A 25,393-nucleotide genomic window follows, 5' to 3' on the forward strand; every position below is an offset into this window, starting at 1 on the left:
TATTTATATACGATCAGCAATTGACAAATTTCCATTTGTACTTAAAATAATCACTTTTTTACTTTTAGGATTGATGATAATATTGGCCTCATCTTCATATAAAAACGAAATCCAGTATTTGTAAATCAAAGCCCATTTAGTTTCTATTCCTGAAGATTTATTCCAAAAGAAAATAACTGAATCTTCTTCTTTCCAATCAATAAGATTTTTTACATTTTTGTCGAATGCGTCTATATTAGATTCATTCCAATCGTTTTGCCAATTGTACTCTTTTTTAACCTCATTTTTTATTTTCAATTCTTCCGGATGATTGATAAGCATCAAATGTCTTTTATTTTCCGAAACATATTCAGTCCAAAGCGCAGCACAATAATCATCAGTCAAAGCCTTTATTTCAGGTTGATCAACATCGGTTAATTGAGGTTCACAATAATCATTTTCAAAATAATAGAATTTTTCCAAAGCCTCATATTTATTTATATTCTTTTCCATTAAAAATTAATTTTGATGTCACCTTCTTAGTGGTTTCCTTAGACACACAATCATCATTTGTAGGAGTGCTGATGCTTTTTACAGTTGTGGTCTTCACTATGATATTGTTGTAATTATTGGTTTGAGTTTTGTCTATATCAAAAGTCGAATTACGATCCTCAAATTCTCCTGCACAATTGGTATCCCATTCTCCGCCAGATCGCGAAATAGAATAATTTTTAAGTACCGGTTTGAAAGAATTTTTGTCTATAATGTATAATGATAAGTGAGTTTCACTAAAAGGATTAGGCCTGCTGCTGCCGTTATAAGATACTCTAACACCAAACGCTCTGGTAGTTGTATTAAGATGATATAATCCGGTATCGATCGAAATACTGCTTAACACTAATGCATCAGATGTCCATGCATTGGGTTCAATAAATTGAGAGATTATTTTTCCTGTCGCATTATCGATCACAATGATATAAGCATCCAACACAAAATAATCATGACCTTCATTATCCTGCTCGTTTATATCATACTTAGGAATCACTAAGACGCTTTTGCTTTTATCATACGGCAAGATTTTTTGAGTAAAAAGTTCCTGATGTATTTCGCTTTTTTTAATTTTAAGCTGTTTCAAAACAGTATTTAAGTGATCTGTACTTTGTGAAAACGAAAATTGAGAACAAAGTATAAAGGCAAATAGATATTTTTTCATGGATACATATTCTGTTTTTATTTAAGGAAGGCTTTGTGATTTACTGTGGCCAATACAAAACATTAAATTTATGCCCATCCGGATCAGCAAAACCAAAGAAATATCCTTTTTCAAAACTTTGAGGTTCAGCAAATATTCTTCCACCGGCATTTTTAACAGCCAACAGCCATTGATGTACTTCGTCTACACTTTCGGCCGAGAGAGAAAATATAATTTCACTTCCTAGTTTCAAATCGGCTACCTCATCATTGACCGCCCATTTAAATCGCTCTTTGATAAAAAAATGAATGATAAAATCATCCTCGCCAAACATAAAACTGGTTAGTTCTGTATTTGTTCCGTTGGGTTTAAAACCTAATTCGCTATAAAATTTTGTTGTTCGTTGCAGATCTTCTACGCCTAAATTGGCCCATATTTTATTAGTTTTCATAAGATTCATTTTAGAGTAAAACTATATAAATTTATGAAATTTAAAATTAAGAGAGGCTCGGGGATGTGCGGTAGTACATTTTTATAGATTGAAATTGACGATCTAATGATAAATTATACGCCAATTTTAATCGTAGAGACACACAGCAGTGCGTCTAACATTCGGTATGTTTTATGATTTTCTACTTTTTACCTGATACACAATTTCCCAAAAGAGTATTGATAAAACAGCATTTGTAAATATTGCTGTTTTAACCAAATACGGATCGTATTTTGCCAACAAATGCAAATTGGCAAATTGTACCGCTAAAAATAAAGATGCTGCTGCAATTGCGATAGAACAAATGATATTCAGTAAAGGTGTCCACTTGAGAGCGAAGAAAGTGTAAATGAGATTTAAAACGGCAAAACCACAGCCTAAAGTAATGTAGGGATCTGTTTTTAATAATTTTCCTAGCGAAAGTAAAGGTGAAGTTGTAGATAGGTATAAAAAAAATAGGATCGAATAAATTAGAATTCTTATTTGTGGTTTCATTTGAAAATTATTTTGCTTTGGCGAAATTACGAATTAAAAATGAAGCTGTAATTAGGATAGATTTAAAAAACGGTTTTTTAATAATCTTCAAATGACTTTTTTTCGTCCCAATTTTCTTTACTTAAAAAATTTCCACAAGAATTATAACGTTTTATTATTGCCTTTTCGGGATCTCTGTTATATTGAAATATCCATATTTCATTTTTTATAATTTTTATACGTCGAAATCTTCTAGTGTCGCAAGCATCTAGAGAACAAATATGAATGGAACGTGTCCTTATTATTAATTTTTGATCTGTAGTAATCACCCGATCAGTAATAATTATCTTTTTATGACGCAATTTCCAAAAAACAAATTTTCGTTTTTTTTCAACTCTTTCCGTTTTTAGTTCTATGTTCTCATTTGAACATTTCTTTTCATTCTGAATTGTGTCTTTTGATGATTTGGACATATTCATACTAAATATTGAAAGCGAAAAGAAACTAAATAGAATTAACGTTATAAATTTTATTATCATTCAATTTTGATTATTAGTGTATACGCTTATTTATTGCAAAATCCCTTCTATTTTAGTTTCAGATTTTTCCTTTAAAGCGCTGTCCGGACGAAAACTCCAGATTACGAGAAATTTTCCTTTTGCAAAATACTCTTCAGGACGTTCGTCAGTTGGCTGACCTTCTTTTCCCCAAAGTAATCCTTGCAGAAACCGGTCGCCTTTGAAAGTGTGTTCAAATTCAAAATACATGATAGATCCGCGATCTGTTTTATTTTTAAAACTTTGAATCGATTTACTCTTTAAGGTTCCAACAATGTTGCTGTAGGTTTCGATATCATTATAAAACGTGCAGGCCTGAGGTGTAACACAAATATTGCCGTCACTTAGAGTGTAGGTTTTTGGGATTTCCTTAGGTTTTAGTTTTAAATCAGTAATAGTTTGGCTGAATATATTGGTAGTAAGTAAAAGGAATAATAGCGATAGGGGAATCGTAATTTTCATTGGTTTTTGGGGTTAGGTTTGTCGAGCTAAAATAGTTTTTTTATTTGAGTTTGGATTTTTTGTTGAGAAAAAAATATTAGCATGCTACCGCGAGCGTCTTGCTATAAGTGCTCAAACCTTGTTGCTCTGAAAGAGCCTTAGCAATAGCATGGTGCGAAGTACTATGAGGGAAAAACGATTATAATTTTAAGCCCTGTAAGGGCGAAAGCATAATTTCAAAAAGCACGTTTCCCATATTTTGCATGATATTCTCTAAAAAAAAAACTCTTTTTCTTTAAATCTTTATTCTAACTTTCTTTTGCCCTTTCAGGGCAATTCCCACTTTTAATTTAATTCATAGTGCGTTGCACTACGCTATTGCTTTTTAGGGCTTTCAGCCCATTTTTAAAAGTTTCGCACACTCATGCGTCTAGCCTATAACTGCAAGTTGTTTAATTTTATTATTTGACAGGATTATGTTCACGAGCGACGTTTTCGTTCATAAAAAAAGCACAAAGTTGAAAACTTGTGCTTTTGTAAAATTTATATTTCAAGTCTCAGTATCCATAATTTTGTGGTTTTATGAGAAAGTCTGTGGTTACTTTGGGTGAATTCTTATTAAACCAATTTTGCATCAGGGATAGAGGCGGTATCCTTTTGTGAAGTGAAACGGCACAAAAGATATAGCCGAAAGCCCGGCCCGAAGGGAGATGCCCAAAAAATGAAATTTCAGATTTAAAGTCCCAATTATCCGAAGCTTCGACTTCGCTCAGCCTGACAAAATTGAGTTTAGAATATTGTCATAAAAAATCCGTTTTAATCCGTGTTTTTGCAAAGTAAATCCGCGTCATCCGCGTTCTATTATTGGTAATTCAACTTTGTATGAGCTTCGACTTCGCTCAGTCTGACAAATGTTTACCAATCTAAAATCTAAAATCTGCAATAAAAAAATCCCGCCTCAATTAAGAAACGGGATTAAATAGATATTCTTTTTTTTTATTTTTAAACTGTTGCAGCAATTTCTTGTGGCAACGGAATTTGATTTTTAAGCAAATCCTCGAAAGTTTCGTGTTGACGAATTAAGATTCCTTTTCCGTCTTTCCATAAAACTTCAGCTGGTTTGTATCTTGAATTGTAGTTCGAAGACATTGAGAAACAGTAAGCTCCGGCGTTTCTGAAAGCTAAAATATCACCTTCAGTAATTTCCGAAATTCTGCGGTTGTTGGCAAAAGTATCGGTTTCGCAAATGTATCCTACAACAGAATAGAATCGCTCTTTTCCTTTTGGATTTGAGATGTTTTCGATATGGTGTGAAGATCCGTACAACATCGGACGAATTAAGTGATTGAAACCACTATCAACTCCGGCAAAAACTGTTGAAGTTGTTTGTTTTACTACGTTTACTTTTACTAAGAAATGACCTGCTTCGCTCACCAAAAATTTTCCTGGTTCGAAAATCAACGTTAAATCTCTGCCATATTCTGCACAGAATGCATTGAATCTTTTTGATAATTTTTTACCTAATTCTTCAATATCTGTTTCGATATCGTCTTTTTTGTAAGGCACTTTAAATCCGCTTCCGAAATCTAAAAATTCAAGATCTTTGAAGTGTTTTGCCGTATCAAACAAGATTTCGGCAGCATACAAGAATACTTCGATATCAAGGATATCAGATCCTGTGTGCATGTGAATTCCCACGATGCTCATTTTTGTATTCTCTACAATTCGCAAAATGTGCGGTATTTGATGTACCGAGATTCCGAATTTACTATCGATATGTCCCACAGAAATATTTGCATTTCCTCCCGCCATTACGTGCGGATTGATACGAATACATACCGGAATTTGTGGATATTTTGTTCCGAATTGCTCCAGAATAGATAAGTTGTCAATATTGATTTGTACACCCATTGCGGCAACCTCTTCGATTTCTTCAAGAGAAACTCCGTTTGGTGTAAAGAAAATTTTGTCAGGATCATAGCCAGCATGAAGTCCTAATAAAACTTCCTGAATAGATACAGTATCTAAGCCAGACCCCATGTTCTTTAATAACTGAAGAATCGCAACGTTTGACAATGCCTTCATGGCGTAATTAACTCTTAAGTTTTCTACCTTAGAGAAAGCTTTAGTTAATCTGTTGTACTGTGATTGGATTTTTTCGGCATCATAAACATATAATGGACTTCCAAATTGGTCTGCTAACTGCAGTAAATCTTTTGCTTGCATTTTTATAAACTATTTTAGGCAAAGTTATTACACTTTTGAGTAACGACAAATTTTTTGCAGAAAAATAACAAATTGTAACAAATTGTTTGTTTTTGAACAAAAAGTGCTTTATTTCGAATTTTTATAAATTCTTTTAAGATTCTAAGGAGTTAAGATTCTAAGGTACTAAGTTTTTGCCACAGATTAAAGGATTAGCGCAGATTTTTTTATTTTTTTCTGCCACGAATTTGCTTCGCCTGTCGCTATCGCTCAAGTCACGAATTTTTACCAATTTTTATTTTGGATTTCCGCTAAATGCATAAAACATAGCCCGTGGTTTCAACCACGGGGAGACGTTGTGATTAGACGTAACCATATATTTTGTTTCCGTGTTTGAAACCTCGCTATGTCTGAAGATTAGATTTTTTAACATAGCCGGTGATTTCAATCACGGCAAACGTTGGCAATTGCGTAATCATCTATTGTGTCTCCGTGGTTGAAACCACGGGCTATGTTTAATTTTAGAAACGAGCAAAAAAGAAATTAGTGGAAATTAGTGTAATTATTGGCAAACAAAAAATCCTTTTAATCTGTGAAATCTGTGGCAAAAAAAAAGCCTCTGAATTATTCAGAGGCTTTTGTTAGTTGTGTGTTATAAGGTTTAAAGACTTGGTAAATCTCCGTTTCCTTTGGTTGGCAAGTTAGTAGAGCCCATTAAGAACAAATCTACTTCTCTTGCTGCTTCGCGACCTTCTGAAATAGCCCATACAATTAACGATTGTCCTCTGCGCATATCACCAGCAGTGAAAATGTGCGGTACATTCGTTTGATAATTTTTTGCTTTATAGTTGCTTCTCATATCCACTTCAAGACCCAATTGCTCGCTTAAAGTTTTCTCAGGACCTGTAAATCCTAAAGCCAATAAAGCCAAATCGCAAGGCCAGATTTTCTCTGAACCTTCTTTTTCGATCAATTCAGGACGCTGACCCGGAGTCATTTTCCATTGAACTTCAACTGTTTTTAATCCGGTTAATTCTCCGTTGCTATTAGAAATGAATTCTTTAGTATTAATCAACCAGTTTCTGTCGCAACCTTCTTCGTGAGAAGATGACGTTTTCAACTGCAACGGCCAGAAAGGCCAAGGTGTTGATTCGCTTCTTCCAACTGGAGGTTTTGGTAAAATCTCAAAGTTAGTTACTGATTTTGCTCCGTGACGGTTTGATGTTCCAACGCAGTCGGAACCTGTATCACCACCACCAATTACGATAACATCTTTTCCTGTAGCTTTCACCTGATCAGGAATTGATTCTCCGTATAAAACTTTCGTTTGTTGAGTCAAGAAATCCATTGCCTGAACAACGCCTTTGCTTTCGATTCCTTTCGTTGGTAAACTTCTTCTTTCCGTTGCTCCTCCGCATAATACGATAGAATCAAAAGCATTTAGTTCTTCAACGCTAAAGTTCACTCCAACATTTACGTTTGTTTTGAAAGTGATTCCTTCCGCTTCAAGGATTAATACACGTCTGTCGATAATTCCTTTTTCTAATTTGAAATTCGGAATTCCGTAACGTAATAAACCTCCAATAGCATTGTCTCTTTCAAAAACAGTTACAGTGTGACCCGCTCTGTTTAATTGTTGAGCCGCAGCCAAACCTGCAGGACCTGAACCAATAACGGCAACCGTTTTTCCGGTTCTTGTTTTTGGCGGCTGTGGTTTAATCCATCCTTCATCAAAACCTCTTTCGATGATATTTTTCTCTATGTTTTCGATCGCAACCGGTTCTTTGATGATTCCTAATACACATGATTTCTCACATGGAGCCGGGCATAAGCGACCTGTAAATTCCGGAAAGTTATTAGTAGATTGTAAAATCTCCAATGCACCTTGCCATTCTTCCTGATGCACCATATCGTTGAAGTCAGGAATTAAATTTCCTAACGGACAAGCGCTGTGGCAAAAAGGAATACCACAATCCATACATCTTGAACCTTGTTCTTTTTTCTTTTCTTCAGATAACGGAATAGTAAATTCGTTGTAGTTCGAAACACGTTCTGCAACTGCTAAATTACTTTCGTCGGCTCTGTTATATTCTTTAAATCCGCCTATTTTACCCATGACATTTTAATTAAAATTCCAATTTCTTTAAATTCCAAATTCCAATTGTTATTGACATTGTATTTTGTCATTGCCATTGAAATTTGATTTTTGAAATTGATTTTTATTAAGCAATTAATTCTTCTATTTTTTTCTCTTCTGCAATTCGTTGTAATGCTTTTTTGTAATCAGTTGGCATTACTTTTACGAAATTGTTTTGTTCATTTTCCCAGTCTGCTAAAATTCTTTTTGCTAATGGACTGTTGGTGTACAAAGAGTGATTTTTGATTAGTTTTCTCAATTTAGTCACATCTTCTTGTTCGATAGGATCAAAAGCAACCATTTCCATGTTGCATAATGTTGCATCAAATTGTTGTTTAGGATCATAAACATAAGCAACACCACCGCTCATACCAGCTGCGAAGTTTCTTCCTGTTTTTCCTAAAACAATTACAGTACCACCGGTCATGTACTCGCATCCGTGATCTCCAATTCCTTCAACAACCGCAGTTGCTCCGGAATTTCTCACACAAAAACGCTCTCCGGCCATTCCATTAATATAAGCCTCTCCGGTAATAGCTCCGTAAAGGGCAACGTTTCCAATAATGATATTGTCTTCAGGTTTGAAAGTTGCAGTAGGAGGTACTTTTACAATTAGTTTTCCTCCAGAAAGACCTTTTCCTAAGTAATCATTACAGTTTCCGTGAATTTTAAACGACAATCCATTTGTTGCAAAAGCACCAAAACTTTGTCCGGCAGAACCTTCAAAATCAACTAAAATAGTGTCTTCAGGTAAACCTTGTGCGCCATAGATTTTTGAGATTTCATTACTCAAAATGGCACCTACAGAACGGTCTGTGTTTTTAATTTTAAAGGTAACTCTTGTTTTTTCTTTTCTGTAAATAGAAGGAATAGCTTCTTTAATGATATCAAAATCCAATACATTTTCAAGCTGGTGATCTTGTGTAGTTGTATTATGATTTGGCTCTGTTTTCGCTTTTTCCGGTTTGTATAGAATTGATGACAAGTCTAATCCATTTGCTTTATAATGTTTGATCGCTTTGTTCACATTTAATTTTTGTGACTGACCGACCATTTCTTTTAAGGTTCTGAAACCTAATTGCGCCATGATTTCTCTTAATTCTTCAGCAATGAAATACATGAAGTTGATGACATGCTCCGGAGTTCCTTTGAAATTTTTTCTCAATTCAGGATCCTGAGTGGCAATACCAACCGGACAAGTATTCAAGTGACAAGCTCTCATCATAATACATCCTGAAGCAACAAGCGGAGCAGTGGCGAAACCAAATTCTTCAGCTCCTAATAATGCAGCGATAGCTACGTCACGACCTGTTTTCAATTGTCCGTCACATTCTAAAACGACACGGCTTCTTAAATCATTTAAGATCAAAGTTTGTTGAGCTTCAGCTAAACCAAGTTCCCACGGAATTCCGGTGTGTTGTAATGAAGTTAATGGTGCAGCACCAGTTCCTCCGTCATAACCTGAAATCAGGATAACATCAGCTTTTGCTTTGGCAACACCGGCAGCAATTGTTCCAACTCCCACTTCAGAAACTAATTTTACGTTTACACGTGCTTCACGATTCGCATTTTTTAAGTCGAAAATCAACTGAGATAAATCCTCAATAGAGTAAATATCGTGGTGTGGTGGAGGTGAAATTAAACCTACATAAGGAGTAGAATTTCTTGTTTCAGCGATCCAAGGCACTACTTTTTCTCCAGGAAGCTGACCACCTTCGCCAGGTTTTGCTCCTTGGGCCATTTTAATCTGAATCTCTTTAGCATTTGTCAAATAGTTGATCGAAACACCAAAACGTCCCGAAGCAACTTGTTTGATCGCACTGTTTCTTGAATCTCCGTTGATTTCTTTCTGGAAACGTTTAGGATCTTCTCCACCTTCTCCAGAATTACTTTTTCCGCCAATTCTGTTCATAGCAATCGCTAAATTCTCATGCGCTTCTCTACTGATAGATCCGTAAGACATCGCACCCGTTTTGAATTTCTTTACAATTTCTGTCCATGGCTCTACTTCATCAATAGAAATTGGATCTAAATTGTTGAATTCGAATAAACCTCTAATAGTCATTAAGTTTGAGCTTTGCTCATTGACCATATTAGAATATTCTTTATAACTTTCAGGACTATTCAAACGAACTGCCTGTTGTAATTTTGCAATTGTTGTTGGATTGAACATGTGTTTTTCTCCACCGCGTCTCCATCTGTAAATACCTCCAATTTCTAAAGATAATAAACTTGCAATTTTAGAATTTGGAAATGCTTTTTGAAAACGTTTCTTCACTTCTTTTTCTACTTCCATCAAACCAATTCCTTCTATTCTTGAAGGAGTGAATGGGAAATATTTATTAGTGAAAGTTTTATTTAAACCTAAAATCTCGAAAATTTGAGCCGCTCTGTACGAATGTAAAGTAGAGATTCCAATTTTGTTCATGATTTTAAGGATACCTTTTGCAATCGCTTTGTTATAATTTACAATAGCATAATCAGCTTTTACTCCTGTAATGAATCCTTGGTTTACCTGATCGTGAATGATCTCGTTTACCATGTAAGGGTTGATTGCACTTGCGCCATATCCAAACAATAAAGCAAAATGATGCGGCTCACGTGGTTCAGCAGATTCGATGATAATTCCGAATTTAGAACGAACCTGTAAAATGTTCAACGAGTGGTGAATGTAAGAACAAGCCAATAACATTGGTATTGGAGCCAATTCTTCGCTTACGCCTCTGTCTGATAAAATGATGATATTGCATCCTTCAGAAACCGCTTTAAAAGTAGCCTGAACACATTTTTCTAATGCTCTTTCTAAACCGTTAACTCCTTTTTCTATTTTATATAAAGTAGAAATAGTAGCCGATTTGAAATCTGCGTGATCAATGTTTCTTATTTTATCCAAATCCTCATTAGAAATAACAGGATTCTGGATTTTTAATTTTTTACATTGTTTAGATTCAATTTCGAAAATATTAAAATCGCCACCAATTGCTAAACTAATATCGGTAATGATTTCTTCACGAATACCATCCAAAGGCGGGTTGGTAACCTGAGCAAATAATTGTTTGAAATAGTTGTACAACAATTGTGGTTGCTCTGATAATACAGCCAATGGCGTATCGTTACCCATAGAACTAATGGCTTCAGCGCCCTGAGCTCCCATTGGGTTAATGATTGTTTTTAAATCTTCGATAGTATAACCAAATAATTTTTGTCTTGTTAAAAAATCAAGTTTTTCAACAGGAGTAGGATTATTGGTATAAGGTATTTGAGATAATTGTAACAAGTTAGCATCGATCCATTCCTGATAAGGACGTTTGGTTACAATTGCTTTTTTTATTTCATCATCTTCAATAATACGACCTTCGTTCATATCAACAAGGAACATTTTTCCTGGTTCTAAACGACCGTGTTGTACTACATCTTCCGGCTCAACATCAAGTACACCAATTTCTGATGACATGATTACGAAACCGCTTTTTGTTAAAGTATAACGGGAAGGACGTAATCCGTTACGGTCTAGTAAGGCACCAATTACGTTACCATCTGTAAACGGAATAGAAGCAGGACCATCCCAAGGTTCCATGATACAAGAGTTGAATTCGTAGAATGCTCTTTTTTCAGGAGACATTGTCTGGTGTTTTTCCCAAGCTTCAGGAACCACCATCATCATCGCTTCCGGCAATGAACGACCTGTCATTAATAAAAGTTCAACCACCATATCCATAGAAGCAGAATCTGATTTTCCTTCTAAGATAATAGGGAATAATTTTTTGATATCATTACCAAAAACTTTGCTTTCCATCAATTCTTCACGAGCACGCATACGGCTTACGTTTCCACGCAATGTATTGATTTCACCATTATGACACATGTATCTAAATGGCTGCGCTAACTCCCATGAAGGGAAAGTATTAGTAGAGAAACGCTGGTGCACTAACGCCAAGCGAGTCACTAAATCTGGATCTTTTAAGTCAACATAATAACGGCTGATGTCTTCCGGCATCAATAGACCTTTATATATTATGGTAGTTGTCGATAAACTAGAGAAATAAAACATATGGCTTTCAGAGGTTTTAGATCCTCTTACGGCATGTTCTGCAATTTTTCTAGCTGCAAAAAGTTTTGCATTAAATTCGTTTTCAGTTAAATCCTGACCGTTCTTGCTAACAAAAACCTGTTTAACTGTTGGTTCTTTTTCTGCGGCAATCTGCCCTAAATTTTCTACTTCAACAGGTACATCTCTCCAACCCAGGATCTTTAAGTTCTGATCCTTAATAGTCGATTCGAAAGCGTTGATACAAAAAGAAACCTGGTTTTTGCTTTTTGGTAAAAAAACCATTCCTACTGCATACTCACGTGTTTCAGGGATTTCAAAGTCACATACTTTTTTAAAAAAATCATGCGGGATATCGAATAAAATTCCAGCCCCGTCTCCAGTTCTTCCATCAGAACTAACGGCACCACGATGTTCCAATTTTATTAAGATATCCAATGCTTTGTGAATAATATCGTTTGATTTAATACCATTCAAATTACAAATAAATCCTGCACCACAATTGTCGTGTTCAAATTCAGGCAAATAAAGCCCTTGTTCTTTAACTTTCATTCTTGATATTTTTTCTACAAAAATAAAGATTTCGTTAAATATAATGTATCGGAATTGTAATTTGGCTTACATTTTTATTGTAATATTAGAAAAACGCTTCTTAATTGATAATAATATTATATTAACCATTGCGAATTGATAAAATGATAACGGCTCTTAAAATATATTAAGAAAAATCACCTTAAGGCTAGTAAATACAGTGAAGTTTTTGTTAAATATCAAACGTTTTAGTGGTTTTGAGTTAATATTAACAAATTGTTTAGTTAACTATTTCTTTGCATTGAAAAATAATAAGCGTTTTATAAATATCTAACACATTTTTTAATTGAAAAAGATTTTACTATTCAGCTGAATTTTGCTACTTTTGTCGCACTTTTATTCTGAAATAAATTCAGAACCAGACAAATTCTATATTATGAACATACACGAATATCAAGGAAAAGAAATTTTAGCAAGTTACGGAGTACGCATTCAACGCGGAATTGTGGCTAACAATGCAGTCGAAGCTGTGGCTGCTGCAAAACAATTAACTGCCGAGACTGGTACAGGATGGCACGTAATAAAAGCACAAATTCACGCAGGTGGTCGTGGAAAAGGTGGTGGAGTTAAGTTGGCAAAAAACTTGCAACAAGTGGAAGAAATTGCTGGACAAATTATCGGAATGCAATTGATTACACCTCAAACTTCTGCAGAAGGTAAAAAAGTAAACAAAATATTAGTTGCAGAAGATGTTTACTATCCTGGTGAAAGTGAAACTTCTGAATTTTATGTTTCTGTTTTATTGAATAGAGCTACTGGTCGTAACATGATTATGTATTCTACTGAAGGTGGAATGGATATTGAAGAAGTTGCTGAGCACACTCCTCATTTAATTTTTACTGAAGAAGTTGATCCTTCTGTTGGATTACAAGGTTTTCAAGCAAGAAGAATTGCTTTTAACTTAGGTCTTTCTGGAAATGCTTTCAAAGAAATGGTGAAATTCATCGATTCTTTATACAATGCTTACATTGGTTCTGATGCTTCTATGTTTGAAATCAACCCGGTTTTGAAAACTTCAGATAATAAAATTATGGCTGTTGATGCTAAAGTAAATATCGATGATAATGCTTTATACAGACAACCAAAATATGCTGAAATGAGAGATATCCGTGAGGAGAATCCAATCGAAGTTGAAGCTAAAGAAGTAGGATTGAACTATGTAGATCTTGACGGTACTGTAGGATGTATGGTAAACGGAGCAGGTCTTGCAATGGCAACTATGGATTTAATTAAATATGCTGGTTTTGAGCCTGCTAACTTCTTAGACGTTGGTGGAACTGCTGATGCAAAACGTGTTGAAACTGCTTTTAGAATTATCTTAAAAGATCCTAACGTAAAAGCTATTTTAATTAATATTTTTGGAGGAATCGTTCGTTGTGACCGTGTGGCGCAAGGAGTTGTTGACGCTTACAAAAATATGGGTGATGCTATCAATGTGCCAATTATCGTTCGTTTGCAAGGAACAAATGCTGAAATTGCAAAAGAATTAATTGACAATTCAGGTATGCCAATCTTATCAGCTACTCAATTTCAAGAAGCTGCTGACCAAGTTAAAGCTGCACTTTCTTAATCAAATAAGAAATCAATTATATAGAAAATCCTTCCGGTTATCGGAAGGATTTTTTTTTGGAGTTTATTTAACCGCAAAGAGCGCAAGATTTTATTTTTGTAGTATGTATACAAACGTAAAAGTTCGCAAAGCTTTATCAATAAAACTTTGCGAACTTTGCGTAAATCTTAGCGTTCTTTGCGGTTAAATTCTTCGTGGTTAGAAAATTACTTAAGCACAGTACCTAATTCAACAATTTCAAATTCAGGATTATGCTCAACGAATTCTCTAATCATTGCCGTATGGCCGGCGCCTAATAAAACCATTATTTTGTCATCTTTACTTTCGGTTAGTTTTTGAATTAAAGCATACATATAAAGATTTCTTCTGTACCATTCTGAAACTAAAAAAGCACCCACAAAATTATCAGTTTTCCCACCTTTGATGGCAGTTTGCAGATACCACTGGAGATTGTCACCATTTGATGCTTTTGTATTAATGTCTAAAAGAAGTTCTGTTAAAGAATACTTTGTGATTTTTGTATTGAAATCTGTTTCATACTGCTTCATAGTCTCGTCATTCTTTTTGATTAAATCAAGCTGACCAGCTTCCTTCATTCCTTTTACCAAACTATCATATGGAAAATCAGCACCATTATAATCAATTCCGTATAGCTTTTTATGGCCTAATTTTTTAGCAGATCTTAAAGCTATTTGTACTATTTCATCTGAATCGTTCTTAAGTAAACTATCAGTGTTCTTAGCGTAAAATTTATCTAATTTGGCTTGCTTTTGATAATTCCATTCAATGAAGATTTTATCGGGACCAAACTTTTTAATTTTATCGGTGATGTTTTCAAGCTCTTTCTGGCTTTTGTCTGACATGACATTAAAAGTGTTTACTTTAGCAACGTCAAGTCCCGGATTTTCAAAATGGAAACTTCCGAATAATAATATTTGTTTCTTTTTTGTTTGAGCAGAACCTGCATTAAATGCCATTGTAAAAACGAGTAATAAAGCGATTTTTTTCATGATGATTTGTTTTAAATTCAAGGCAAATGTATCGTAGCTTTTCTCATGATATTTTAGTTTTTGATGAACATCAGATTTCAAATCACAAACACTAAAAATAAGCTGTCAAAAAATTTCGTGTATCGTTTTTGATAGTTCGTCACAGAAAATAGCTATTTTATATAAACATAGTATTCATGTAATTGCATAGTTGTATTTTTGAAATAACAACAACATTATTATGAAGCTGAAAATTCCTTTTTATTACCATATTCTTCTTTTCTTAGGATTATTTATAACCTTTTATCTTTGGGATATTGGCGTGAGTAATCGAAAATTGGAGTCTGTTTTCAGTATTATGTATTTCTTTTTTAATTCAGGTTTTTTACTTTCTATTTTCATTGTTTATCTTCTGAATTTTTATACATTTTGCGACTGGTTTTTAAATAAAAAAAGGATGTTATGGTACTTTTTAAGTATTCCGGTTTCATTATTAATTTTTGCAGGAGTCCGTTATTTTTTGCAGGAAGTAGTTGTGTTCGAAATTACCGGAATTCACAATTACGGAGAAGAAACACGTAAAATAGGATATTATATTCGGGATAATTTTTTCTTCGGATTACCGTCTGTAATTTTAAGTGCTCTTAATTATTTGTTTTGGCAATTTCAGGATGCTAATAAGCAAAATCAGGAATTGCTATTAGAAAATAAAAAGGCTCAGCTTCAAATGCTTAAATCTCAGGTAAGTCCGCATTTTTTGTTTAATACGCTTAATTCGTTTTATAGTCAGTTGATTTTGAAAGACGATATAATGGCTTCGGATATTTTAGTGTTATCAGATTTGTTGCGCTACGTGATTACAGAAACAGAGAAAGATGAGGTGTTACTTTCTAATGAAATTCAGTTTGTGCAAAACTACATTCATTTGCAGCAAAAACGATTTGAAGATCAGCTTTGTCTGGACTTTGAAATTGAAGGAAATTATGCAACCGAAAAAATCCTGTCATCGGCTTTAATTCATTTTATAGAAAATGTTTTTAAACACGCCAAACTCAATAATCCGGATGAAAAAGCAATTATTTCGATCAAAATAAAAGGAAACTTTTTAGAACTATCAACATTTAATTATAATGTAGGAGGAGAGAATTATTCCTCGACCGGAATTGGTTTTGAGAACCTGACCAAACGATTAGAATATACGTATAAAGATCAATTTATACTGGAGAAAACAGCAGAAAATAATACCTTTAAAACCTATTTAAAAATACCACTAAAAAAATAATTCCATGAATTTTAAATGTATCATTGTTGATGATGAACCGCCAGCAACGCGAATACTCGAAAATTATATCGAAAAAGTATCTTTTCTCGAAAAAGTAGGCGTTTTTAATGATTCATTAAAAGCATTAGAATTTCTGAATACACAAAGCGTCGATGTTATTTTTTTGGATATTCAGATGCCGCAACTCACAGGTTTGCAGATTTCGAGGATAATTTCAAAGGATATAAAAGTTATTTTTACAACGGCATATCCTGATTTTGCATTAGAAGGATTTGAACTTAATGCGATTGATTATCTATTGAAACCAATTGCTTTTGAACGTTTTTATCAGGCCGTTTCTAAACTAAATGCGGAGCCAAAAGCAGAAGTTGTAACAAGTACTTCATCTGACTTTATTTTTGTGAAAACAGATGGTAAAAATAAATTCCAGAAATTGTTTTTAGAGGAAATTTTATATGTCGAAAGTCTTCAGAACTATGTTTGTATTCATACTCAAAAACAGCAGTTAATTACGCATTCTTCTTTAAAAAATGTACTTGAATCATTGCCTGAAAAAGATTTTATCCAAATACATAAATCCTTTGTAATTGCATTAAAACAAATAGAATCTACAGATAGTTTTTCGGTTTTTATTAATAGCAAAGAATTGCCAATAGGGGCAACGTATAAAGATGCTTTTTTTGAACGAATTGATCAGAATAAAATCTAGGTTTGGTGATGATTTAACCGCAAAGCGCGCAAAGATTTTTACTAAATCTGTGACATTATAAACGCAAAGTTCGCAAAGCTTTATCGATACAGCTTTGCGAACTTTTCGGGTTTAAAATAATAGCCACGAATTCACGAATTTTTATTTTCAAAGATTATGAAAAATGATTCGTGAATTCGTGGCTAAAAAAACTTTGCGAACTCTGCGTAAATCTTAGCGTCCTTTGGGTTAAAAAGCTTATTTCTTATTCTTCCCGTTTTTGTACACTACTTTTTCTACAACCTGTACTTTAGGAGCAGTTTTAGTATTATTTTTCTTGAAAGGCTTTTTAGCAGCAGGTCCTGATTTAGATGGAGCTTTATCACCTCTTCCTTTTTCAGCATCTTTTGCACTTGCTTTAAATTCAGGTCTTTCTTTAGTGCTGTCTTTTTTAGGGATTTCAGCTTTATGTTTCGCTAAAACGTCATTCGGGTTTTTAGGATTTTCTTTTGTACCTCTTAAATGAATTACCAATCCGTTTAAGAAATTACGCAAAACCTGATCACCACATTCCATATAGTTTTCGTGATCTTCGGCTCTGAAAAAAGCTCCCAATTCTGATTTTGTAATTCTAAAATCTACTAACTCTAAAATTTCAACTATTTGGTCGTCACGGAGCATCAAAGCCACGCGAAGTTTTTTTAAGATATCGTTGTTTGTCATCGTTTAATTTTTTACAAAGGTACGTTTTAAAAGTAATTTGATTACAATTTTAGTTTAAGAACTAGAAGTGCTTTTACTGTTTTTTCGCCACGAATTCACGAATTTTGGCTAATAGTATCAATTTTAAAATTTAATTCGTGAATTCGTGGCTAACTTTTTTATCTTAATTTAGAGAATTGTAATCGTTTAAGATATTTACTAATTTATCTAAATCTTCATGAAGATGATTGGCGGTAATTACAATTCGATTGAGATTACTGGCATTTTCCTGATATTTAAAATTGGCAATAATGATTTTATTAGCGATTAATACGTCGATCAGATTTTCGTTTTCTAAATAAATAAGAGGATAAGTTTTGTCAAATTTGATGTGTTGATTTTTGATTAACTTTCGATCGATATAGTTCAGATTATCTAATAACTTGTGATGCTGAATTTTATACAGATTTGCTGCATCCGCCAAAGTCTGAACAAAGGCAGGATTCATTCCCGCAGCAGAAATAAAAATATCCAGATTTTTTATCTGACGGATGAAAGAAGCATCGCTTGCAATAACACCACCGTTTAAACCAAATGCTTTTCCTAAAGACGAAATCATGATTTTTCGTTTGACCGGAAGATCAATTTCAGAATAAATTCCACAGCCACCTTCGCCTAAAATTCCAAACGAATGCGATTCATCAATAACTAAAGTAATCTCTTTATGATCCGGAATTGCTGCCAAAACAGATAAATCAATTGACTTGGTCTGAAATCCGGAAACGCTATCGGTTAAAATCGTGATTTTTTCTGGTTTGGAATCCAGTAAACGTGAATTTAGTTCTCCATTTAAGAAGATGGGCAAACTGTCCTTAAAATGAATTGCAGGATGATGGTTGGTAAAATGAAAAAAAGAATCTGTTTGTTTTTGCAACAAATCGAGGACTAATTTTCCCGCCAGCATTCCGGAAGAAACCGTAACAGCACTTTCTGCTTTGATATGATGGGCTAAAAAATTTTCCCCATTTTCGTACGCCGTAAGTTGTATGTTGGCACTTCTGGAACTTCCGTAAGTTGTTCCCCAATTCCGAATATTTTTAATCACCAATTCCTGAAACTCTTTATTGGTGGGTAATCCCAAATAAGCCGTTCCTCCAAAATACAAATAATGTTCCTGGTCGATTTCGATTATTCTATCCGGAAATTGATTGACATTCATAGGCTTTATAGTAAAGTAACTCCGGTTCCGTTAAGATCAGAATAGTGAATTACGCCATTTTTTATCGTTACTCCGGTTGCAATGTCTTGTGCCAAAAGTAATGCTCCGTCCATATCTACATAATCCAATTGAGGTAATAAATGTGCAATTGCCGAAATACCCACAGTAGATTCGGTCATGCAGCCTACCATGGTTTTTAATCCCAGTTTTTTTGCTTCTTCGATCATGCGTTTTCCAGGGGTTAATCCACCGCATTTTACCAATTTTACATTTACACCATGAAAATGGTTGAAACATTTGGCAACATCTTCTTCTATAATACAGCTTTCATCGGCAATTACAGGCAGAACAGAATGTTTGAAAACTTCTTTATGCGCTTCCCAATTATCGGCTTTCATAGGCTGTTCCAGAAATTCTACGCCTAATTTTTTGAGCTCAACAGCGTTATTTATCGTTTCGTCAACGCCCCAACCGCAATTGGCATCGATTCTAAAAATGGCATTCGTATGTTTCCTGAGTTCCTTTACAATTGCAATATCCTCTTTGGTACCTAATTTTATTTTATAAATTGGCCACGGAAGTTCCTGCATCTTTGAAACCATTTTTTCTATCGAAGCAATTCCAATGGTATAATCTGTAAGCGGATTTTTTTCGATTGAATAATTCCACAGTTCATACAATTTCTTTCCTTTCTTGCGTGCGTACAAGTCGTTATACGCCAAGTCTAAAGCGCACAAAGCAAACATATCACCTTTTAAATACGGATAGATTTTTGCCCAAAATACTTCAGGAGTTTCATTTTCAGTTGTTTCAATAATACCTCTGATTTTTTCTAAATCCTGCATCATTATCGGAACCGTAGTTTTGTAGTACGGATTTGAAGTAGCTTCTCCAAAACCCGAGAAACCATCACTTTTTAGTTCGACAATTAACGACGGCTGAAAATCAATCGATTCTCTTGATATGGTGAAAGTATGTTTTAGTTTTAGATTGTATTCTCTTAAAATTAATTCCATAATATTTTTTGATTGTTTTTTATTTAATAACCCAGCCACAGCACTGCTTTTACAAAACCATCTCGCCATAGTTTCTCATTATGCTCGCCGCCTTTTACAATTTTAGACTTAGTAAGATGTAAGCAATAGCAACGTTTTGTATCTAACAAACGTTCCATTTTGGTCATATCTTTTACCATGTCGTCACTTTCTTTATCTCCACATAAAAAATAAATTTTAGTTTTGATTTTGGGAGCTTTCTCCGTTAAAGTATAAATGTCATTCGAAAACCAAAAGGAAGGTGAGAAAACACCTGCTTTGCCAAATGTTTCGGGATATTTTAGAATGGCATAATAAGAAACCAATCCACCAAGAGAACTTCCCATAATAATAGTGTTTTTGGCTTTTGGTTTGGTTCTGTAATTTTTGTCGATATATGGTTTTAATGTTTTTACAATAAAATCAAGATAATTATCGGCATTTCCGCCACCATATTTTTCATTTTTAAATGGTGTTAATTCATCTATTCTTTTATCGTTTCCGTGTTCGATTCCTACCACAATTACGGGAGCTTTCAGACTATCCAGTTTTTCATCGACATTCCATTCTCCGGAATAAGCGGTTTTAAAATCGAATAGATTTTGGGCATCGTGTATATAAATCACGCTGTATTTTTTGGCTGTAGCCGAATAATCTTCAGGAAGGTAAATCCAGATTTTTTTAGTGGTTTTCAGTTGAGGCGCTTCAATAGTAAAAGTAGATACGTTTTTTGAAGCAGAACTTTCTTGCGCGCTTGTGACAGAGGTTATCCAAAGCATTATAAAAAAGAAAAATCCTCTAATCATGAGTTCTTTGCATTTTAGATTTAAAAACAATATTTTAGCTAAAAATAATAAATTGATGAATACCGAAACAGAAAAGAGAAGTTTACTTTTAGAAATGATTGCTTTTTCTACTGTTGATGGGCATTTGCACAAAAGAGAGTATGATTTTTTGTGGCTTGTTGCTCAGGAATTAAGCATTGATTTAGCTGTTTTTCATGACTTATTTCATCAGGAAAATAACAGTTCGATTATAAAATCAGAATTTCAGCGCATTCAGCAATTCTACAGACTGGCGTTGATTATGTACTGCGACGGTATTTTGCACGAAAAAGAAGCCACAGCCATTCAGCAAATTGCGATCGAAATGGGTTTGAACCCCAATGCCACCAAACGTGTTTTGGATTTGATGAAAAACGCGCCAAATGCTATTATTGATCCTAATGTATTATTGAAAGTTTTTCAGGAACAACACAATTAAGCCAATTGTTCCTGTAGTTTTTTGATATCATCACGCAACTTCGCTGCTTGTAAAAAGTCTAATTCTTTGGCTGCTTTCTCCATTGATTTACGTTTTTCCCGAATCATTTTTTCTAATTCTGTTTTCGATAAATAAGCCGTCTCAGGTTCTGCAGCAGCAGATAATGTATGACCCAATTCGTATTCTACCAAAGGATTTTTTGTAAACGCACTTTCGATTTTTTTATTTAAAGCCTGTGGCGTAATGCCGTGTTCTGTATTATAATTAATCTGTTTGGTTCTACGATATTCTGTTTCATCGATTGTTCGCTGCATACTTGCCGTAATTTTATCGGCATACAAAATTGCCTTTCCATTCAGGTTTCTTGCCGCACGACCAATAGTTTGTGTTAAAGATCTGTGATTACGAAGAAAACCTTCCTTATCAGCATCTAAAATAGCAACTAATGAAACCTCTGGTAAATCAAGACCTTCACGAAGTAAGTTTACTCCAATCAAAACATCAAAAATACCTTTTCGTAAATCCTGCATAATTTCGATACGCTCCAACGTATCCACTTCAGAATGTATATAACGACAGCGAATGTTTACTTTAGTCAAATATTTTGCCAGTTCTTCGGCCATTCTTTTCGTCAGCGTAGTCACTAAAACTCTTTCGTCTAATTCGCAGCGCACCTGAATTTCTTCGATCAGATCATCAATTTGATTCAAACTTGGTCTTACTTCGATAACAGGATCTAATAATCCCGTTGGGCGAATAATTTGTTCTACATAAACACCATCTGTTTTTTGTAATTCGTAATCTGCAGGTGTTGCAGATACGTAAATTACCTGATTTTGTATGGCCTCAAACTCTTCAAATTTCAAAGGTCTGTTGTCCATTGCGGCAGGTAAACGAAAACCGTATTCCACCAGATTCTCTTTACGGCTTCTGTCGCCTCCGTACATGGCGTGAACCTGAGAAACAGTTACGTGACTTTCGTCTACAATCATCAAATAATCACTTGGGAAATAATCTAATAAACAGAACGGTCTTGTTCCGGCTTGTCTTCCGTCAAGGTATCTTGAATAATTTTCGATTCCCGAACAATAACCTAATTCCCGAATCATTTCTAAGTCGAAATTGGTACGTTCTTCCAAACGTTTGGCTTCGAGATGTTTTCCTATTTCTTTAAAATAATCGACTTGTTTTACCAAATCCTGCTGAATTTCCCAAATGGCACCTTGCAGTACATCCGGAGAAGTCACAAACATATTAGCGGGATAAATAGTAAGTCTTTTAAATTTTTCTATCACTTGTGAAGTCTTCACATCAAAGGATTCTATTTCTTCGATTTCGTCACCAAAAAAGTGAATTCTATAAGCATCATCGGCATAACTTGGATATACTTCGACCGTATCGCCTTTAATCCTAAAAGTTCCCGGATTAAAATCGGCTTCAGTTCTGGCATATAAACTCTGAACCAGGCTATGAAGTAATTTAGTTCTCGAAATAACCTGATCTCGGGTTATTTCAATTACATTTTTTTTAAATTCAACCGGATTCCCAATACCATATAAACACGAAACAGAAGCGACAACCAAAACATCCCGACGCCCTGAAAGGAGCGAGGAAGTGGTGCTTAAACGCATCTTTTCAAGCTCTTCGTTAATAGATAAATCTTTTTCGATAAAAACCCCTGTTACCGGCATAAAAGCTTCGGGTTGGTAATAATCGTAGTAAGAAACGAAATATTCTACCGCATTATTAGGGAAGAATTGTTTGAATTCAGAATATAATTGCGCTGCCAACGTTTTATTGTGGGCCAAAACCAAAGTAGGTCTTTGCACTTCCTGAATAACATTCGCCACTGTAAATGTTTTTCCGGATCCTGTAACGCCTAATAATGTCTGGTACTTTTCGCCATCGATTACACCTTGCGAAAGTTTTTCGATTGCTTGTGGCTGATCACCTTTTGGACTATATTCTGAGGATACTTGGAAATTCATTTTTGAAGGATGAAAAAATTAGTTTTGTAAAGATACAAAGTTTGAATTCTATAAAAAAGCTAAAAAAATACTGCCGTAAATTATACGAATTATTAATCAGTAAATGTGTTGTATTCTATTTGTTTGTCATATTTTTTATGAAAAAGACAAGAAAAAAACAGCCACGAATTCACGAATTTATATTAGCTTAATATAGATATGATTCGTGAATTCGTGGCGAATAATTTTAGAAGCTTACTCTAAAAAATCAATCATCGCATTATTTACAATTTTTGACTGATCGATGGATAAAAAATGTCCTGCGTCTTTTATGATTTGTGTTTTGGCTTTCATTAAATATTTATTGGCTCTTTCCAGACTTTCTTCGGAATTAATGACGTCATGATCGCCAATTAAAACCAAAACCGGATTGGTGATTGATTTTAATTCATCATCAGAAAAAGGATGCATTTTGAGCATACTCGAATTTGATTTTGCATATTTATTGGCCAGATAAAATTGTCGTTTATAAACAGGGCTGATTTTTTCAGGATGAGTAGAAAACGTATTTAAGGTTTTGCCGAATTTTTTCTCGCTAGGAAAAAGTTTTAGCATTAATGCCGAAGTTGTTTTGCCCACCTTATCGATAAATTTAAAGGTTTGCGCTGGGCTTAATAATACTATTTTATCAATCTTATTTCCTTTTTGAGTAGCTAATAAAGTAGCAATCCAGCCACCTCGCGAAGCGCCCACAATATCGAATTTCTTTAATTTATAATGATCGAAAATTTCGTTGTACAAAATCATGATTTCTTCTGAAGAAAGTGGTTTTGAATTTAATGTAGATTTTCCGGGTTCCATCATAAAATCGATAGCGTATATGCGATGATTTTTGGTTAAAGATTTAATGTTTGGATACCACATTGTAGAACTGGCGTCCATTCCGTGAAGTAAAACCAGATCTTTTCCGTTTTTAGGACCCGCCATTATAACGTGGGCAGTTCCGTAAGTGGTTTTGATATTTTCTTCAGAATAAGGAATATTCCAAAGTTTTAAAGCTTTGTCATAAGAACTGATATAAGCTTGTTTTTCGCTTTTGGTTTTGAAAATATAATCGTCAAATTTTGCTTTTTTAGTCGAAGAACAACCGGTAATTAGAACTAATAACAGTATTCTAAAGTATATTTTTGGCATAGTAATAAAATTCAATTTACTACTAAAGGTAAGGAAATTGCTTATCGAAAAAGTATCAGAATTTTATTTTAAAGTATTATAATTATAATGTTTAGTTTTTTCTGGTAAGATGATATACTTGTACTAATGCTAAAATGGCATTTGGAATAATAACAGGTAAAAGCCATTGATTAAGATCTTTATAATCTTTAAAAAAGATACCGTAAACTACGAAACAAATACATCCAAACATATTAATGAATCGGATTGTTTTGAGGTCTTTGAGTAAAAAACCTCCAACAATAAAAAAGGATGCGAGATAGCCAATATATTCTGCCATGATTTTGTGTGAATTGCTTTACGGTAAATTTACCAAAAAACAAATAATAAAATCATTACTTTATATTGAAAGTCCGTATTTTAAAATTTCCACGCTTTTTGCTGGCTTTCACTTAAAAAAGTCCAGGCTACAATACGGCTTGTTTTTTGGCCTTGAGCCATATCAATAGTTTTGATTGAAGATGCGTTTACTTTATTAAGGGTTTTGTAAATGCTCGAAAGATTTTCTCTTTTTGAAACCAAAGTAGTGAACCACAGGGTTTGCATGGCAAATTTTGCACTTTCGTAAATCATTTGGGTTACAAAACCAATTTCTCCACCATCGCACCATAATTCGGCATTGTGGCCTCCGAAGTTTAAAACCGGATTTGTTTTTTTTCTTTCTTTAGTTAAATTCGAAACTTTACGAACAGTACTTTGATTCGCATCTTCGGCAGAAGAATGAAAAGGTGGATTACACATCGTGAAGGTAAAACGATCTTCCGGAGTAATTATATTTTTGAAAATAAAGCGTGATTCGGTTTGTTGCTGTAAGCTTATAGCGTCAATCAATTTAGGATTTGCCTCGATGATTTTGCTGCAATTTTCGATTGCTTTTTCGTCGATATCAGTTCCTACAAAACTCCAGTCGTAAATAGCATTTCCTAAAATAGGGTAGATGCAATTGGCTCCGGTTCCTATATCTAAACCTAAAACTGAAGATCCTTGCGGAATGATTCCGTTATTGGTTTCGGCCAGTAAATCAGCTAAATAATGAATATAGTCTGTTCTTCCGGGAATGGGCGGGCAAAGATAATTTTTAGGAATATCCCAGTTTTGTATGTCGTAATAAGTTTGTAGTAATGCTTTGTTAAGCGCTTTTACAGCCAATGGATTACTGAAATCGATTGTTTCAATTCCGTGGACGTTGATCGCAACGTATGCTTTTAGTTCAGGACAATTCGCGATAAGAAGTTCGAAATCATAACGGGAACGATGAAGATTTCGAGGATGTAAATTGTTTTTTTCGGAATTGTCTATTTCTTTCATTTTTCTGAATTTCCGTGCAAAGAT

The 25,393-nt window shown here is 34.2% G+C and carries 21 protein-coding genes; 4 read left to right on the forward strand and 17 right to left on the reverse strand.

All coding sequences use genetic code 11. From position 1 onward, the window contains the following. Positions 1–3: 3 nt before the first annotated feature. From B0M43_RS10505 to gltB, 8 genes are all read right to left on the reverse strand, one after another. Complete coding sequence (locus tag B0M43_RS10505; RefSeq protein ID WP_078008394.1) at positions 4–492, reverse strand: DUF2947 family protein; 489 nt, start codon at positions 490–492, stop codon at positions 4–6. Beyond that, the gene (locus B0M43_RS10510; protein WP_123921839.1) at positions 473–1,192 is read right to left on the reverse strand and encodes a hypothetical protein; all 720 of its coding nucleotides are present in this window, start codon (positions 1,190–1,192) and stop codon (positions 473–475) included. The genes B0M43_RS10505 and B0M43_RS10510 overlap by 20 nt, the downstream gene beginning before the upstream one ends. A gap of 40 nt (positions 1,193–1,232) precedes the next feature. After that, the gene (locus B0M43_RS10515; RefSeq protein WP_065448288.1) at positions 1,233–1,622 is read right to left on the reverse strand and encodes a VOC family protein; all 390 of its coding nucleotides are present in this window, start codon (positions 1,620–1,622) and stop codon (positions 1,233–1,235) included. 171 nt (positions 1,623–1,793) lie between these two features. Next, positions 1,794–2,156, reverse strand: coding sequence for a hypothetical protein (locus tag B0M43_RS10520; protein WP_078008392.1), 363 nt, complete (start codon positions 2,154–2,156; stop codon positions 1,794–1,796). A 548-nt stretch (positions 2,157–2,704) separates the two neighbouring features. Beyond that, positions 2,705–3,154, reverse strand: a complete 450-nt coding sequence (locus tag B0M43_RS10525) for a hypothetical protein (protein ID WP_078008390.1) — start codon at positions 3,152–3,154, stop codon at positions 2,705–2,707. 981 nt (positions 3,155–4,135) lie between these two features. After that, positions 4,136–5,359 (reverse strand): diaminopimelate decarboxylase, encoded by a 1,224-nt coding sequence (lysA, locus tag B0M43_RS10530; RefSeq protein ID WP_065448164.1) that lies wholly within the window; start codon positions 5,357–5,359, stop codon positions 4,136–4,138. Positions 5,360–5,999: 640 nt separating this feature from the next. Next, positions 6,000–7,454 (reverse strand): glutamate synthase subunit beta, encoded by a 1,455-nt coding sequence (locus B0M43_RS10535; RefSeq protein ID WP_065448165.1) that lies wholly within the window; start codon positions 7,452–7,454, stop codon positions 6,000–6,002. A gap of 106 nt (positions 7,455–7,560) precedes the next feature. Then, entirely contained in the window at positions 7,561–12,075 is a 4,515-nt protein-coding gene (gltB, locus tag B0M43_RS10540; protein ID WP_065448166.1) for a glutamate synthase large subunit, read from the reverse strand. A 415-nt stretch (positions 12,076–12,490) separates the two neighbouring features. Here gltB and sucC point away from each other — a divergent pair, with 415 nt between their 5' ends. After that, positions 12,491–13,684: an ADP-forming succinate--CoA ligase subunit beta gene (gene sucC, locus B0M43_RS10545; protein ID WP_065448167.1), complete on the forward strand. Its 1,194-nt coding sequence runs from the start codon at positions 12,491–12,493 to the stop codon at positions 13,682–13,684. Positions 13,685–13,890: 206 nt separating this feature from the next. On the opposite strand, the gene B0M43_RS10550 is transcribed toward sucC, so the two are convergent. Further along, positions 13,891–14,694 carry a DUF5694 domain-containing protein gene (locus B0M43_RS10550; RefSeq protein ID WP_078008462.1) on the reverse strand — a complete coding sequence of 268 codons (804 nt, stop codon included), beginning with the start codon at positions 14,692–14,694 and terminating at the stop codon, positions 13,891–13,893. Between the two features lie 436 nt (positions 14,695–15,130). Here B0M43_RS10550 and B0M43_RS10555 point away from each other — a divergent pair, with 436 nt between their 5' ends. After that, positions 15,131–15,955, forward strand: a complete 825-nt coding sequence (locus B0M43_RS10555) for a sensor histidine kinase (RefSeq protein ID WP_246860219.1) — start codon at positions 15,131–15,133, stop codon at positions 15,953–15,955. A 4-nt stretch (positions 15,956–15,959) separates the two neighbouring features. Then, the gene (locus B0M43_RS10560; protein WP_078008388.1) at positions 15,960–16,664 is read left to right on the forward strand and encodes a LytTR family DNA-binding domain-containing protein; all 705 of its coding nucleotides are present in this window, start codon (positions 15,960–15,962) and stop codon (positions 16,662–16,664) included. Positions 16,665–16,901: 237 nt separating this feature from the next. On the opposite strand, the gene B0M43_RS10565 is transcribed toward B0M43_RS10560, so the two are convergent. The 4 genes from B0M43_RS10565 to B0M43_RS10580 all read right to left on the reverse strand — a co-directional run bounded on the left by B0M43_RS10565 (position 16,902) and on the right by B0M43_RS10580 (position 20,404). Further along, on the reverse strand, positions 16,902–17,366 hold the full coding sequence (locus B0M43_RS10565; protein ID WP_065448172.1) for a DUF1456 family protein: 465 nt from the start codon (positions 17,364–17,366) through the stop codon (positions 16,902–16,904). Between the two features lie 163 nt (positions 17,367–17,529). Further along, positions 17,530–18,564 (reverse strand): aminotransferase class I/II-fold pyridoxal phosphate-dependent enzyme, encoded by a 1,035-nt coding sequence (locus B0M43_RS10570; protein ID WP_078008387.1) that lies wholly within the window; start codon positions 18,562–18,564, stop codon positions 17,530–17,532. A 5-nt stretch (positions 18,565–18,569) separates the two neighbouring features. Then, on the reverse strand, positions 18,570–19,580 hold the full coding sequence (locus B0M43_RS10575) for a dipeptide epimerase (RefSeq protein ID WP_078008461.1): 1,011 nt from the start codon (positions 19,578–19,580) through the stop codon (positions 18,570–18,572). 23 nt (positions 19,581–19,603) lie between these two features. Beyond that, positions 19,604–20,404: an alpha/beta hydrolase gene (locus B0M43_RS10580; protein ID WP_078008386.1), complete on the reverse strand. Its 801-nt coding sequence runs from the start codon at positions 20,402–20,404 to the stop codon at positions 19,604–19,606. Between the two features lie 55 nt (positions 20,405–20,459). Between B0M43_RS10580 and B0M43_RS10585 the strand changes: the two genes are divergently transcribed. Next, on the forward strand, positions 20,460–20,861 hold the full coding sequence (locus tag B0M43_RS10585; protein WP_078008460.1) for an excinuclease ABC subunit B: 402 nt from the start codon (positions 20,460–20,462) through the stop codon (positions 20,859–20,861). Here the strand turns inward: B0M43_RS10585 and uvrB are convergent. The 4 genes from uvrB to rlmF form a co-directional block, all read right to left on the reverse strand. Beyond that, positions 20,858–22,849, reverse strand: coding sequence for an excinuclease ABC subunit UvrB (gene uvrB, locus B0M43_RS10590; RefSeq protein ID WP_078008385.1), 1,992 nt, complete (start codon positions 22,847–22,849; stop codon positions 20,858–20,860). The two genes, B0M43_RS10585 and uvrB, sit on opposite strands and share 4 nt — an antisense overlap. A 234-nt stretch (positions 22,850–23,083) precedes the next feature. Further along, complete coding sequence (locus B0M43_RS10595) at positions 23,084–24,022, reverse strand: alpha/beta fold hydrolase (RefSeq protein WP_078008384.1); 939 nt, start codon at positions 24,020–24,022, stop codon at positions 23,084–23,086. Between the two features lie 91 nt (positions 24,023–24,113). Then, entirely contained in the window at positions 24,114–24,341 is a 228-nt protein-coding gene (locus B0M43_RS10600; RefSeq protein WP_065448178.1) for a uroporphyrinogen decarboxylase, read from the reverse strand. Between the two features lie 80 nt (positions 24,342–24,421). Next, positions 24,422–25,369: a 23S rRNA (adenine(1618)-N(6))-methyltransferase RlmF gene (rlmF, locus tag B0M43_RS10605; protein ID WP_078008383.1), complete on the reverse strand. Its 948-nt coding sequence runs from the start codon at positions 25,367–25,369 to the stop codon at positions 24,422–24,424. Between the last annotated feature and the right edge of the window lie 24 nt (positions 25,370–25,393).

Source organism: Flavobacterium sp. KBS0721, from assembly GCF_002007065.3.
GTDB lineage: Bacteria > Bacteroidota > Bacteroidia > Flavobacteriales > Flavobacteriaceae > Flavobacterium > Flavobacterium piscis.

Bases quoted from the DNA above. Each gene is read 5' to 3' on its own strand.
- B0M43_RS10505 (WP_078008394.1), bottom strand. From the start codon at position 492: ATGGAAAAGAATATAAATAAATATGAGGCTTTGGAAAAATTCTATTAT.
- B0M43_RS10575 (WP_078008461.1), bottom strand. From the start codon at position 19,580: ATGGAATTAATTTTAAGAGAATACAATCTAAAACTAAAACATACTTTC.
- B0M43_RS10550 (WP_078008462.1), bottom strand. From the start codon at position 14,694: ATGAAAAAAATCGCTTTATTACTCGTTTTTACAATGGCATTTAATGCA.
- B0M43_RS10525 (WP_078008390.1), bottom strand. From the start codon at position 3,154: ATGAAAATTACGATTCCCCTATCGCTATTATTCCTTTTACTTACTACC.
- rlmF (WP_078008383.1), bottom strand. From the start codon at position 25,369: ATGAAAGAAATAGACAATTCCGAAAAAAACAATTTACATCCTCGAAAT.
- B0M43_RS10555 (WP_246860219.1), top strand. From the start codon at position 15,131: ATGTTATGGTACTTTTTAAGTATTCCGGTTTCATTATTAATTTTTGCA.
- B0M43_RS10565 (WP_065448172.1), bottom strand. From the start codon at position 17,366: ATGACAAACAACGATATCTTAAAAAAACTTCGCGTGGCTTTGATGCTC.
- gltB (WP_065448166.1), bottom strand. From the start codon at position 12,075: ATGAAAGTTAAAGAACAAGGGCTTTATTTGCCTGAATTTGAACACGAC.
- B0M43_RS10535 (WP_065448165.1), bottom strand. From the start codon at position 7,454: ATGGGTAAAATAGGCGGATTTAAAGAATATAACAGAGCCGACGAAAGT.
- B0M43_RS10595 (WP_078008384.1), bottom strand. From the start codon at position 24,022: ATGCCAAAAATATACTTTAGAATACTGTTATTAGTTCTAATTACCGGT.
- B0M43_RS10600 (WP_065448178.1), bottom strand. From the start codon at position 24,341: ATGGCAGAATATATTGGCTATCTCGCATCCTTTTTTATTGTTGGAGGT.
- B0M43_RS10580 (WP_078008386.1), bottom strand. From the start codon at position 20,404: ATGATTAGAGGATTTTTCTTTTTTATAATGCTTTGGATAACCTCTGTC.
- B0M43_RS10515 (WP_065448288.1), bottom strand. From the start codon at position 1,622: ATGAAAACTAATAAAATATGGGCCAATTTAGGCGTAGAAGATCTGCAA.
- uvrB (WP_078008385.1), bottom strand. From the start codon at position 22,849: ATGAATTTCCAAGTATCCTCAGAATATAGTCCAAAAGGTGATCAGCCA.
- B0M43_RS10560 (WP_078008388.1), top strand. From the start codon at position 15,960: ATGAATTTTAAATGTATCATTGTTGATGATGAACCGCCAGCAACGCGA.
- B0M43_RS10585 (WP_078008460.1), top strand. From the start codon at position 20,460: ATGAATACCGAAACAGAAAAGAGAAGTTTACTTTTAGAAATGATTGCT.
- B0M43_RS10510 (WP_123921839.1), bottom strand. From the start codon at position 1,192: ATGAAAAAATATCTATTTGCCTTTATACTTTGTTCTCAATTTTCGTTT.
- sucC (WP_065448167.1), top strand. From the start codon at position 12,491: ATGAACATACACGAATATCAAGGAAAAGAAATTTTAGCAAGTTACGGA.
- B0M43_RS10570 (WP_078008387.1), bottom strand. From the start codon at position 18,564: ATGAATGTCAATCAATTTCCGGATAGAATAATCGAAATCGACCAGGAA.
- B0M43_RS10520 (WP_078008392.1), bottom strand. From the start codon at position 2,156: ATGAAACCACAAATAAGAATTCTAATTTATTCGATCCTATTTTTTTTA.
- lysA (WP_065448164.1), bottom strand. From the start codon at position 5,359: ATGCAAGCAAAAGATTTACTGCAGTTAGCAGACCAATTTGGAAGTCCA.